The sequence below is a fragment of the Mesorhizobium sp. M0678 genome, from assembly GCF_040320505.1.
Classification (GTDB): domain Bacteria; phylum Pseudomonadota; class Alphaproteobacteria; order Rhizobiales; family Rhizobiaceae; genus Mesorhizobium.
The window spans coordinates 1-12,329 of sequence record NZ_JAMYPT010000032.1; the positions used below are offsets into that span (position 1 = coordinate 1).

13 protein-coding genes are annotated in these 12,329 nt (G+C 63.9%); 9 read left to right on the top strand and 4 right to left on the bottom strand.

The window, feature by feature from the left end; all coding sequences use genetic code 11:
- Positions 1 to 924 precede the first annotated feature (924 nt).
- Entirely contained in the window at positions 925 to 1,992 is a 1,068-nt protein-coding gene (locus NKI29_RS30350; RefSeq protein WP_352572226.1) for a TraB/GumN family protein, read from the bottom strand.
- An 85-nt stretch (positions 1,993 to 2,077) separates the two neighbouring features.
- Positions 2,078 to 3,016: a tyrosine recombinase XerC gene (locus tag NKI29_RS30355; protein WP_352456326.1), complete on the bottom strand. Its 939-nt coding sequence runs from the start codon at positions 3,014 to 3,016 to the stop codon at positions 2,078 to 2,080.
- Between the two features lie 115 nt (positions 3,017 to 3,131).
- Here NKI29_RS30355 and rimM point away from each other — a divergent pair, with 115 nt between their 5' ends.
- Positions 3,132 to 3,731 (top strand): ribosome maturation factor RimM, encoded by a 600-nt coding sequence (gene rimM / locus NKI29_RS30360; RefSeq protein ID WP_352572228.1) that lies wholly within the window; start codon positions 3,132 to 3,134, stop codon positions 3,729 to 3,731.
- Positions 3,728 to 4,426, top strand: a complete 699-nt coding sequence (gene trmD, locus NKI29_RS30365) for a tRNA (guanosine(37)-N1)-methyltransferase TrmD (RefSeq protein ID WP_352572229.1) — start codon at positions 3,728 to 3,730, stop codon at positions 4,424 to 4,426. The genes rimM and trmD overlap by 4 nt, the downstream gene beginning before the upstream one ends.
- On the opposite strand, the gene NKI29_RS30370 is transcribed toward trmD, so the two are convergent.
- On the bottom strand, positions 4,408 to 5,160 hold the full coding sequence (locus NKI29_RS30370; RefSeq protein WP_352572230.1) for a sulfite exporter TauE/SafE family protein: 753 nt from the start codon (positions 5,158 to 5,160) through the stop codon (positions 4,408 to 4,410). The genes trmD and NKI29_RS30370 overlap by 19 nt on opposite strands.
- A 382-nt stretch (positions 5,161 to 5,542) precedes the next feature.
- On the opposite strand from NKI29_RS30370, the gene rplS reads away from it, so the two are divergent.
- The 6 genes from rplS to leuC all read left to right on the top strand — a co-directional run bounded on the left by rplS (position 5,543) and on the right by leuC (position 10,565).
- Positions 5,543 to 6,082, top strand: coding sequence for a 50S ribosomal protein L19 (gene rplS, locus NKI29_RS30375; RefSeq protein ID WP_023679779.1), 540 nt, complete (start codon positions 5,543 to 5,545; stop codon positions 6,080 to 6,082).
- A gap of 256 nt (positions 6,083 to 6,338) precedes the next feature.
- Complete coding sequence (locus tag NKI29_RS30380) at positions 6,339 to 7,136, top strand: transporter substrate-binding domain-containing protein (protein WP_031212709.1); 798 nt, start codon at positions 6,339 to 6,341, stop codon at positions 7,134 to 7,136.
- A 266-nt stretch (positions 7,137 to 7,402) separates the two neighbouring features.
- Positions 7,403 to 8,218 carry an amino acid ABC transporter permease gene (locus NKI29_RS30385; protein WP_352572232.1) on the top strand — a complete coding sequence of 272 codons (816 nt, stop codon included), beginning with the start codon at positions 7,403 to 7,405 and terminating at the stop codon, positions 8,216 to 8,218.
- A gap of 52 nt (positions 8,219 to 8,270) precedes the next feature.
- Entirely contained in the window at positions 8,271 to 8,906 is a 636-nt protein-coding gene (locus NKI29_RS30390) for a class I SAM-dependent DNA methyltransferase (RefSeq protein WP_352798343.1), read from the top strand.
- 23 nt (positions 8,907 to 8,929) lie between these two features.
- A complete protein-coding gene (locus NKI29_RS30395; RefSeq protein WP_198023639.1) occupies positions 8,930 to 9,082 on the top strand; it encodes a hypothetical protein in 153 nt (50 codons plus the stop codon).
- 73 nt (positions 9,083 to 9,155) lie between these two features.
- Positions 9,156 to 10,565 carry a 3-isopropylmalate dehydratase large subunit gene (gene leuC / locus NKI29_RS30400; protein WP_352798345.1) on the top strand — a complete coding sequence of 470 codons (1,410 nt, stop codon included), beginning with the start codon at positions 9,156 to 9,158 and terminating at the stop codon, positions 10,563 to 10,565.
- A 58-nt stretch (positions 10,566 to 10,623) separates the two neighbouring features.
- On the opposite strand, the gene NKI29_RS30405 is transcribed toward leuC, so the two are convergent.
- On the bottom strand, positions 10,624 to 10,935 hold the full coding sequence (locus NKI29_RS30405) for a hypothetical protein (RefSeq protein WP_023679773.1): 312 nt from the start codon (positions 10,933 to 10,935) through the stop codon (positions 10,624 to 10,626).
- A 161-nt stretch (positions 10,936 to 11,096) separates the two neighbouring features.
- Between NKI29_RS30405 and NKI29_RS30410 the strand changes: the two genes are divergently transcribed.
- The gene (locus NKI29_RS30410; protein WP_352798347.1) at positions 11,097 to 12,293 is read left to right on the top strand and encodes a GGDEF domain-containing protein; all 1,197 of its coding nucleotides are present in this window, start codon (positions 11,097 to 11,099) and stop codon (positions 12,291 to 12,293) included.
- The last annotated feature ends 36 nt before the right edge of the window (positions 12,294 to 12,329 follow it).

The following is a 12,329-nucleotide window of genomic DNA, read 5'->3' on the forward strand; positions in this document are numbered from 1 at the left end:
CATGTGTCCGCCGCTCCGCTAAACACGGGGGCTGCGCGGCGGACACGCCGACGTCACCGCAATGCCACGCCATTTTGCAGAACTTGACGCACACAACTCGAAGGATCACCACAGACGGCTTCCATTCTGAACCACAGATGGATTCCAGGGTCTCCGCGATGTCGCTTCGCTCCTGCTCCGCGCTGGATGACGAAGATGAAGTTAGCCCATGGCTAATCGCAGCTCAGAGCATCGACGGCTGCTCCCCAAAAAAAACGGCCCGCCTTTCAGCGGGCCGTTCATATACTAAGTCGGCAGTCTGATCACTGAGCCGGTGCCGGCGCGGGTGCCGGAGCCGGAGCCGGAGCCGGCGCGGGTGCAGGCGCGGGTGCAGGCTCTGCCGGAGCCGGAGCGGGTGTCGCCGGAGCTGGCGCAGGAGCCGGTTCGGCTGGCTTCATCGGCTCGGCAGGTGCTGGGGCCGGAGCCGGTGTGCTGGCTGCGGGCGGTTCGGCAGGCGCAGGTGCCTCGCTACGTCTTCCAAAAACATAATAGGCGACAATTGCCAGGATAACGACGACCAGTGCAATCAGCCAGCCGCTGCCGCCGCCGCGTGGCCGTGCGGTACCCGGTGAGGTGAATGGGTCGTTCGGATTGGGTGTGTTCGCCATAAAAGTGTCCTCCGTGGATGAAAAACATCAAGTAATAGCCATCAACGTACAATCGTTGAATCGGTTTCACATTAGGCGTTGAAAACGCCGAAAACAGGGCAATTCTGATCCGGAATCGCTTGCAGGCATGCATTTCCACCGCAAAATGGGTTTCGATCGAGCCAAACCGAACCTTTTTCAGTTTCTTGGCACGAAGCGCGGCTGGTCCGCCGTCGCGCCACGAGTAAGGGCTGGTCCCGCCTCGGCAATGATTCGGTGTGCAACTCCGCCGTGTCGTTCAGTTGACGGCGGTCACCGTATAGCCGATCTTGCGGAAACCCTCGACCAAGCCTTGCGCTCCGGGAAGGTGCATGGCGCCGACCGCCATGAAGACATTGCCGTGGGCGAGGATCGGCGCTGCACGATCGACCATCACCTTGTTGCGGCTGGTGATCATGGTCTGCTCGAATTCGGCGTAACCCGATTGGTCGTCGACCTGTTCGGGGATGACGGCCCGAAACAGCGGTACATACATGCCAGTGTCGCCACGCCGGTAAAGCACGATCATGGTTTCGTTGACGTCGTTCACCTTGTCGCCAAGCTTCAGCGTATCGACCAGCCCCTTCAGGTGAAAGGCGATCGGCAGCGAAGCCATGGCGCGCAGCTGGTCGGCGATTGTCTCCAGCCCCTCGACCGATTTGCCCGAAGCCTCGGCGTCCTTGGCAAGCTTGACGTCGAGCACCGGCGCACCGCCAGCCTGGCGGGCGACTTCGCATACAGGTAGCGCCACCATCGCCGACAGCAACCAAGGTTTCATCTTGGCGACGGTCGCTGGCGGGATGCCACGCGCATCGAGCGCCTTGTTGACCACCGCCGCATCCTCCGGCGACAGCAGCGACGAAAGCGTCGTCTTGTCGGTGAACATCATCAGATCCGGCTCTTTCAGCAGTGCTGCCATCATCTTCTGCTTGTCGAGCACTTCGGTGGTCTCGATGATGACGGTGCCAGCCGCATCGAATGCCTTCTGCGCGGCGGGTGGCAGCGTGGTGACGCGCGGGTCGGTAACGTGCATGGTGCCGAACAGGAAGGACGGTTTTTCGCCCGATTTTTCGAGCTTCCACAGCAGGCCCTTGCCGTTCGGCGTCGCTGCCGCGTCTGCCTCGATCTTGCGGTAGGCAGCCGGGTCGTCCTTTTGCAGCGCGCTCAGCATATCGCTACCGCCGCAGGCCGAAGTCTCGGCGCGTGCCTTGCCCGCGGCGAGCAGCGCGACGATGAGGAAAGAGAGGAAAAACAGGGCGTTGAGCGCGACGAGCAGCTTCAGCGACATATGGGTCGCGCGGTCGGCGATGGCGATGAGGCGTTTCATGCTGCGCTTCTAGGCGCAAAAAGCGGCAAAACGGTTAACCGGCGCATCAAAATTGTTGCGAGATGGCCACCGACACATGCATCGATCACGCACGAGGATGAGCTGCTTCGTAAATCTCGAGCAGCCTGGCGGTGTCGACGCCGGTGTATATCTGGGTTGTCGACAGGCTGGCGTGGCCGAGCAACTCCTGGATGGTGCGCAGGTCGCCGCCGCGCCCTAGCAGATGCGTGGCGAAGGAATGGCGCAGCGCATGCGGCGTCGCCGTGTCGGGCAGGTTGAGCGCCGAGCGCAGCTTGGCCATGTCGCGCTGGACGATTGCCGGGTTGAGCGGGCCGCCGCGGGCACCGCGAAACAGCAGGCCCTTGGGATCGAGATGCCAGGGACACAAGCGGCGGTATTCGGCAATCGCCCGCAGTGCCACCGGCAGCACCGGCACCAGCCGGGTCTTGCCACCCTTGCCGGTGACGCGCAGCACGGTATCACCAGGTGAGGAAAGATCGGCGCCCGACAGGCCGAGCGCCTCGGAGATCCGCAAGCCGGACCCATAGAGCAGGGTCAGCACGGCGGCGTTGCGCGCGGCAATCCACGGCTCCTCCGCCAGTTGGCCTTCCACCGAGACGACGTGTTTTGCATCGCTTGCGGTCAGCGGCTTGGGCAGCGATTTCGGCTGCCGCGGCGCGCGCAAGGCTGTCGCACCTGCCGCATTGGCGAGGCCGCGCCGTTCCAGGAAACGCAGCAGCGAGCGGATGCCGGCCAGCCCGCGCCCGAGCGTGCGGGCGCCGGCGCCCTCGGCACGGCGGGCAGCGAGAAAGCCGCGCAGATCGGCGGGGCGCAGATCGGCGATGTCGGAAATGCCGGGCGAGCCGCCGCAATGGCCGGTCAGGAAATGCAGGAACTGGCGCGTGTCGCGCTCATAGGCCTCGACGGTTTCGGGCGATAGCCGGCGTTCGCGCGCCAGCATCTTCAGCCAGGCCTCGCGCGCCGCCTGCAGGTCGGGTTTTGCCGGTATGAGGAATTCCTGCATTGCACTCTTCCAGTTCCCCGCCATCTTCCGGCACGCGGGTTAGGAAGCGGTGAAGAGCGGCGTCATTGAAATGACGACGGGCTGGGGTTAGAGCAAGGCAAAGGATTTTCCGCAGATGATCAAGCCGCAAAACCCCGTCCAGATGGCCGTGATCGGTGCCGCGCATGGCATCAAGGGCGAATTGCGCGTCAAGAGCTTTACCGGCGACCCGCTGGCGCTGGCCGATTACGGTCCGCTCTACGCCAGGGATGGCCGCGCCTTCCAGATCGTCGACATCAGGCCCGCCAACACCGTGGTGGTGGTGCGGTTCAAAGGCGTCAACGACCGCAATGCCGCCGAGGCGCTGGCCGGCACCGAATTGTTCGTCGACCGTTCGGTGTTGCCCGATGAGGGCGAAGAGGATGAATTCTACCATGCCGACCTCGTCGGACTGGAGGTCAAGGATGACATCGGTGCCATCATCGGCAAGGTCGTCACCGTGCATAATTTCGGCGGCGGCGACATTCTCGACGTGACGCTGGCGGGGCGCAAAGGCGTGCTCATCCCGTTCACGCAGGCCGCCGTTCCGGAAGTGTCGATCGCCGGCGGCTTTGTCCGCGTTGATCCAGCCGCCGCAGGGTTGGTCGAGGACGAGGACGGCGAGCCTCCCGCTGACGACGGTTTCGACCCCAAGGGCAGGCCGCGCGGGCCGAGGGACGCCGGAGGCAACCGGTGAGTTTTTCGGCTTCGGTGCTGACGCTCTATCCCGACATGTTTCCCGGCGCGCTTGGCCTGTCGCTGGCCGGCCGCGCGCTCGAGACCGGCATTTGGTCGCTCGAAACGATCCAGATCCGCGACTTTGCCAGCGATCGTCACCGTACCGTCGATGACACGCCGGCCGGCGGCGGCGCCGGCATGGTGATGCGGGCAGACGTGCTGGCCAGCGCCATCGACCATGCCTCGCCGGCAGCCGATCCACGTCCGCGCCTGCTGATGAGCCCGCGCGGCAAGCCGCTGACGCAGGCACGGGTGCGCGAGCTCGCCGGCGGGCCGGGTGCGGTGATCGTCTGCGGCCGCTTCGAAGGCGTCGACCAGCGGGTCATTGAATCGCGCGGCCTCGAGGAAGTTTCGATCGGCGACTTCATCCTGTCCGGCGGCGAGCCGGCGGCACTCGTGCTGCTCGACGCCGTGGTGCGCCTGCTGCCCGGCGTCATGGGCAATGCGGTATCGGGCGAGGAAGAGAGCTTTGAAAACGGCCTGCTCGAACATCCGCATTATACGCGGCCGCAGGAGTTCGAGGGCCGGCCGATTCCCGAAGTGCTGATTTCGGGCAATCACAGGAAGATCGCGGCTTGGCGGCGGGCCGAAGCGGAGAGGCTGACGAAGGAGCGACGGCCGGATCTTTCAGCCGCTCAGCCCTTGTCGAAATAGTAGAAAGCCAGGAACAGGCCGACGGCGATGACGAAGCCGCGCACCGCGTTCTGCGGCACGCGCCTAGCGATCCAGACGCCGGCATAGCCGCCCAGCGCGCCACCCGGGATCATGATGATCGCCTGCAGCCAGGCAATGACGCCGCCCGAGACGAAGACGAGGATGGCAACCGCAGCGATGACCACGGCCAGCATGTTCTTCAGTGCGTTCAGCCGGTGATAGTCGCCGGACTGGGTGAGACCGAGCGTCGCCAGCATCATGACGCCCATGCCGGCGCCGAAGAAGCCGCCATAGGCGGCGGTGGCGAACTGCGCCAGCGACCCGACCAGAGAACCCACCGCGGCCTCATGCTCCGGCTTGGGCGCCGGCTTCAGCCATGGCCCGGCAGCAAACAATGCGGTTGCCGCCAGCAGCAGCCACGGCACCAAGGCGCGGAAGGACGGGTTGTCGAGCCCTAGAAGGATGAGCGCGCCAGACAGCGCACCGAGAGCCGAAATGAGGCTGAGCAGCAGTGCGCCGCGCCAGAAATGCTTGATGTCGTGCCAATAGGCGAGCGTCGAGGTGATGTAGCCGGGGAACTGCGTCACCGACGATGTCGCATTGGCGACGATCGGCGGCAGGCCGGCCAGGGTCATGGCGCCAAAGGTTATGAACGTGCCGCCGCCGGCAACGGCATTGACCGCGCCTGATAGAAAGCCGGCGAGAAAGAGCAGGACCGCGTCCAAGATTGGCATGAGGGGTGTCGTCGCTGGAGGAAAATGCTTATCTTCCGGCTTAGGAAGCTTGACGCGCGGGCGCAACCCCCTGGACCACAAGCGATCACGGGATTGCCACAGCGGGCGCCAGCCCAAGAAGCAGCGCAAAAAAGAAACGGCCCAAAAAAGAAACGGCGAAGACGTGACAAAGCGCCGAAATAGCTGTATGTGCGCGCCGAACCGGAAGAAAAATCTGCCAAGAGCGATCTTCTGGCCCGTCAACAATGACGGTGTAGTCGCCCCTGCCCGATGTTCTCGAACAGACGTTCTCGAACGAAGGGCATAGCCGAGCGGTCGATGCGACTGCAAGGCGAGTGTCGGGCGCTCTGACTGTCGGAAGAACAAGAAGTGGATTTTTGAGATGGACATCCTCCGTCAGCTCGAGGCCGAGCAGGCCGCCAAGATCGAAGCCAAGCGCAAGCTCCCCGAATTCCAGCCCGGCGATACCGTGCGCGTCCAGGTCCGTGTGACCGAAGGCACCCGCACCCGCGTCCAGGCCTATGAGGGCGTCGTCATCGCCCGCGCCGGCGCCGGCTTCCAGGAAAACTTCACCGTCCGCAAGATCTCCTACGGCGAAGGCGTGGAGCGGGTGTTCCCGGTCTATTCGCCGATGGTCGAGGGCGTCGAGATCGTGCGCCGCGGCAAGGTGCGTCGCGCCAAGCTGTACTATTTGCGAGACCGTCGCGGCAAATCGGCCCGCATTTCGGAAAACACCGGCGTGCGCGCCCGCAAGCTCAACGACGAAGAGCGCGATGCGCTGAACGCCGAGAAGGCGCGCATCGAGGCCGAGAAAGTGGCCGCCGCCCAGGCGCTGGCCGCCGAGAAGGCCGCGCAGGACGCCGCCGAGAAGAAGGCCGCCGACGAGGCCGCCAAGGCCGCGGAAGCAACTGCCGCCGAATAAGGCGTCTTCAAAACTCATGGTTTTGGAAAGGCGGCTTCGGCCGCCTTTTTATTTCACGAGGTGGATTCGATTTTGCCGGTCCGCAATCGATACGGATCGTTCTGTAATTGCCGCCGTTGAAAGCATTGGAATTCATTTTCGTGCCGAGCGGCGCATCAGAGCGGCTTGCAAGGCGCCTGCGGAAAGCTAAAGTCGGCGCCGGATTTCCTGCATGCCTCGGTCGATCGAGGCGGTTCAGTTCCTGGGGAGCATAGTCATGATCAATTCGAAACTGCTGCTGGCCGGCCTGCTGGCTTGCCTTCTCGTGCCGGTCGCGGCTCTGGCGCAGGCGCTGCCCGACCTCGGCGGCAAGAAGGTGGTGGTGGTGACCGAAAACGCCTATCCGCCGCTGCAGTTCATCGATGCCAAGACCGGCAAGCAGATCGGTTGGGAATATGACGCGATGAACGAGATCGCCAAACGGCTGAATTTCAAGGTCGAGTACCAGAATACCTCTTGGGACGCGATGATCCAGGCGGTTTCCGACAATCAGTACAACATCGGCATGACCGGCATCACCATCAAGGACGACCGCAAGCAGAAGGTCGATTTCTCCGATCCGTATATGCGCTCGGAACAGTTCATGCTGGTGCGCGGCGACGAGAAGCGCTTCACCGATGCAAAGACGTTCGCCGCCTTCAAGGACGGGCTGATCGGCGCGCAGGCCGGCACCACGCCCTTCTACACCGCCGTCTACAGCGTGCTCGACGGCAACGAGCAGAACCCGCGCATCAAGCTGTTCGAGACGTTCGGCGCGACGGTGCAGGCACTGAAGGCCGGCGACGTCGACGTCGTGCTCACCGACGGCACTGCCGGCAAGGGCTATGTCGATGCGTCCAATGGCGGCCTTAAGCTGATCGGCGGCCCACTCGGCACCGAGGATTTCGGCTTCATCTTCCCCAAGGGCTCCGACCTGGTGAAGCCGGTCAACGCGGCAATCGCCGCGCTCAAGGCCGACGGTACGCTCGACGCGCTCAACAAGAAGTGGTTCCTTGATTACAAGATGGGGCAGTAGGCCCGCTTGTTGCGCGCATTTCATGACGATTGTGCGCGGGAACTCGCGCTGACTCTGCGCTCGTACACCCCCCTCTGTCCTGCCGGACATCTCCCCCTCAAGGGGGGAGATCGGATTTCGCATCGGCTTTCGCCAATTTTCAGTGTTGCAGAACGGGCCGCGAGGTCAAAGCTGCCGATCTCCCCCCTGGAGGGGGAGATCGCCGGCAGGCCAGAGGGGGGTGTGACAGAACGCTGCCTTCGTGACTCTGTTATCGGTACCGCTTGATGCCGTCGGCGCCTCCCGCCTCAGCCAAATCCGACTTCCCGTGGTGGCTTGCCGTGGCCGTGGCGATCGCCTTGGCCGCCGCCATCTTCATCGCTGCCAGCGACCTCTATGCCCAGGTCTTCGCAACCGTCGCCAAGGGCATCGGCGTCACCATCTTCGTCACGGTGGTCGCCTTCGCGCTGGCTTGCGCGATCGGCCTCGGCGTCGCGCTGATGGGCCTGTCGGGCTCACGCTGGCTCAGCCAGATCGGCCGCTTCTACGTCGAGATCATCCGCGGCGTGCCGATGCTGGTGCTGTTGTTCTGGATCGCCTTTGCCGGGGCGCCGGCCTTCGTCGCGGCATGGAACGCGCTGACGGCGCCGCTGCAAAGCGCCGGCCTCTTCGGTGAGCTGCTGGTACGCGACGTGTCGTTGCTTTGGCGCGCCGTCATGGCGCTGACCATCGGCTATTCCGCCTTCATCTCGGAGGTGTTCCGCGCCGGTATCCAGGCGGTCGAGAAGGGGCAGATCGAGGCGGCCAAGGCGCTCGGGCTGACGCGCACCCAGCGCTTCCGGCTGGTCATCTTTCCGCAGGCGATCCGCACCATCCTGCCGCCGCTCGGCAATGATTTCGTCGCCATGGTCAAGGATTCCTCGCTGGTCTCGGTGCTCGGCGTCGCCGACATCACCCAGATGGGCAAGATCTACGCCGCCGGCTCGTTCCGCTTCTTCGAAACCTATTCGATCGTCGCCTATATCTATCTCATCCTGACCGTCGGCCTGTCGTTGGCCTTGCGGGCGCTGGAGAAGCGGCTCCGCCACCAGCATGGGGAATAGAAGGCAGGCGAAAACGGCGCTACCATCGAGCGGACGCGACCGGGGAGGACCCATGATCATCGACAAGGCCAATGCGGCGCTGGAAGCGGTCTATACGGCCGAGACGCCTGAGACGCTCGCCAAGGCCTATGCGCAATGGGCCGCGACCTATGACGGCGAAACCGCGGCGCTCGGCTATCTCCTGCCGTTCCTGATCACCGCCTGGGTGGCGCGCCATGTGCCGCCGGGCGAAGGGCCGCTGCTCGACGCCGGTTGCGGCACCGGCCTGTCGGGGCCGTCCCTGAAGGCACTCGGCTACCACGATATTGCCGGGCTCGACCTGTCGCAGGACATGCTGAAAATCGCCGGCAGCCGGCAGGCCTACAGCGAGCTGAAACAGGCGATGCTCGGCGGGCCATTGCCTTGGGCGGACGGGTATTTCCGCGCCTTTTTCTCGACCGGCGTGTTCACCATCAGCCACGCACCGGCGTCGGGCCTGCATGAACTGGTACGCATCACCAGGACGGGCGGCCACGCCATCTTCACGGTTCGCGACCAGGTGTTTGAAAGCGGCGGGTTTCAAGCCGTGTTTGGCGAACTGGAGCAGGCGAAAAAATGGCAGCCGGTCGAGGAGAGCCCGTGGTTCCGCTGCTACGCAATCGCCGAGCCCGACGCGCTGGTGAAGACCTTCGTGTTCGAGGTGCTGTGAAGCGCCTGCGAAGGCAGACGCGATTGCTGAAAAGCCAAAACATTGATATGAGCAGCGCCATGGAAGAGCTTTTTGGCGATCCGGCCTATAAAGGTTTCGTGCTGCAGGACAGGAAACGCCTGCCGTCGCGATTTTCCGCGCGCGTCTGCGGGGCGCTGACCAGCCGACTTAGCTAGGGCAGACTCGCCAGGCTGTTTCGCCGGTCCGACCGGCGTCGTTTTCCCTTTTTAAATCGACGGATTTACGCAAATGAGCGCACCGCGCACCCTCTACGACAAGATTTTCGACGACCATGTTGTCGACCGCCAGGACGACGGCACCTGCCTGCTCTATATCGACCGCCATCTGGTCCACGAAGTCACCAGCCCGCAGGCTTTCGAAGGCCTGCGCATAACCGGCCGCAAGGTTCGGCATCCGGAAAAGACGCTGGCCGTGGTCGACCACAATGTGTCGACTTCGCCGGAGCGAAAGTTCGGCATCAAGAACGAGGAAAGCCGCATCCAGGTCGAAGCGCTGGCCAAAAACGCCAAGGATTTCGGCGTCGAATATTATTCCGAGAAGGATATCCGCCAGGGCATCGTCCACATCATCGGGCCGGAGCAAGGCTTTACGCTGCCCGGCATGACCATCGTCTGCGGCGACAGCCACACCTCGACGCATGGCGCGTTCGGGGCGCTGGCGCATGGCATCGGCACCTCTGAAGTCGAGCATGTGCTGGCGACGCAGACGCTGATCCAGCGCAAGGCCAAGAACATGCTGGTGCGCGTCGACGGCGCACTGCCGGAAGGCGTCACCGCCAAGGACATCATCCTCGCCATTATCGGCGAGATCGGCACGGCCGGCGGCACCGGCTATGTCATCGAATATGCCGGCGAGGCAATCCGTGCGCTGTCGATGGAAGGCCGCATGACGATCTGCAACATGTCGATCGAAGCCGGCGCCCGCGCCGGCCTGATCGCGCCCGACGAGATCACCTTCGCCTATGTCAAGGACAAGCCGCGCGCCCCCAAGGGCGAAGCCTGGGACGCCGCGCTCGCCTACTGGAAGACGCTGCAGTCCGACGAAGGCGCGCATTTCGACAAGGTGGTCGTGCTCGACGCGGCAAAGCTGCCGCCGATCGTCTCCTGGGGCTCCTCGCCCGAGGACGTGGTCTCGGTGCAAGGCATCGTGCCGAACCCGGACGACATCACTGATGAGAACAAGCGCACCTCCAAGCAGCGCGCACTCGACTATATGGGCCTGAAGCCGGGCACCAAGATCACCGATATCGAACTCGATCGCGTCTTCATCGGCTCCTGCACCAATGGCCGCATCGAGGATCTGCGCGCCGCAGCCAAGGTGATCGAGGGCAAGAAGGTCAATCCGCGGGTCAGTGCGATGATCGTGCCGGGCTCCGGCCTGGTCAAGGAACAGGCAGAGGCCGAAGGCCTCGACAAGATCTTTGTCGCCGCCGGCTTTGACTGGCGTGAGCCGGGCTGCTCGATGTGCCTTGCCATGAACGACGACCGGCTGAAGCCGCATGAGCGCTGCGCCTCGACCTCGAATCGCAATTTCGAGGGGCGCCAAGGCTTCAAGGGCCGGACGCATCTGGTGTCGCCGGCAATGGCCGCGGCGGCGGCGATCGCCGGCCATTTCGTCGACATCCGCGAGTGGAAATAGGGCAGGCGCGCGCAGTCGGATATGAGGAGCCCGAGCCGCAATGCGGTTCGGGCATTCTTCAGTCGGGCCGCCTGACGAATTCGTGGAATCCCTCACGGCGGCCGGGTTGGTCCTTTGCGACGACCAGCGCCAGTTGGCGCTCGTCGAAGAGTTTGAACCATTCGTCCCATTCGACCAGTTCGTAGCCGCCGGCATTGACCGGGCGTTCGGCCTCATCCTGGTCCTGGTAGGCATGCTGGCCGAAGACCAGCCTCAGCATGGGCTGCGTTCCGGCTTCGGGCGACACGTCGACGATCGCCGGAAAGCCGGCGCGTGCCGCGGCCCATGAGCGAATTGCATCGTGATCGGTCAGCATGATCGTGTCGGCCATCGGAGCGTCTCCTGGTTGCCGTCGTGAAACGCCGCTCGCCGTTCGCGGTTCCGCCCAGCGGCTTTGTCGACGCACCTGTCGTATATTCGCTTTCGCTTAACCGCTTGTTTGGGCTTCCGCTCTAAGGTCCTCCAAGGGGAAGCGAGGGGAAATTACAGCGCTTGGACACCGGCCTGCTCATAGCGCTGCTCAATCCAGGCATCGCCCTCACACTCGGCGCGGCATTTCTCGTGCTGTGGTTCTATCAGCGCCACCGTCCCTATCTGGGCGTGCTGGCGGCGGGCTACTCGGCCTCGGCCGCAGGCTTCCTGCTCCAGTATTTCACGCTGCCGGTCGGCATGGCACCGACCAAGCTCATCTCGATCCTGTGCTTCACCTTCGCCACCTGCTGTCTCGCCGGCGCGGTCATTGCGCGCTATGGGCGGCGCGTGCCTTACCCGGCGGTCGGCATTCTGGCCTGCGGCGGCCTGGCCGCGTTTTCGTGGTTTCTTTTTGCCCGGCCGGATCTCACCTGGCGCATCCTTGCCATCAATTTCAGCTTCGGCGGCATCAGCCTGGTTGTCGCCGCCGAGTTGCGCGTGGTGCGCAACAACGGCCCGACAGAAATGATCCTGTTCGTGCTGTCGCTGCTTTCCGGCCTGAACTTCCTGGCGCGGACGCTTGCCGTCGTCATCGCGCATGGGCCGTTCACCAGCTATGAAGGGCTTTACTCCTCGTCCTACTGGACGACGGCTCTGCTGTCGCATGCATTGCTGTCGCTGCTTATTGCGCTTTGCCTGTTCGGCGCCGCCGCGCTCGATGTGATGAAGGCCCTGAAGACCGAAACTCTGACAGACCCGCTGTCGGGCCTGCTCAACCGCCGCGGCTTCGAGGAGCGCGCCATGCTTGTCCTGCAGCACTGTGCCACGGCGCAATTGCCGGTTGCGCTGGTGCTTGCCGATCTCGATCATTTCAAGGCGCTCAACGATCAGCATGGCCACGCGGCCGGCGATCGCGTTATCGCCGACTTCGCTGCCAAGCTTCTGTCGGCTGCAGGTACGCGCGGCGTTGCCGGCCGTATCGGCGGCGAAGAGTTCGCCGTGCTGTTGCCGCTCAGCGACCTTGGCGCGGCAAGACTGTTTGCCGAAGCCATTCGCACGGTCTATTCGGCGGGCAGAATCGACGGACTTCCGTCCGACACAAGAGTGACCGCGAGCTTCGGCGTGGCCGCCCGCACCAGCGACGAAGGGCTGGACCCGCTGATGCGCCGCGCCGACGAAGCGCTCTACAAAGCCAAAAGGAGTGGCCGCGACAGCGTATGCCTGTCCTATCAGCGGCCTGAAACGGTCGTCCTTCCCAATCGGACCAGTGCTGGCTGAGCGTCAGCGGCGGCTTCGAATTAACGTCTTTTTCGC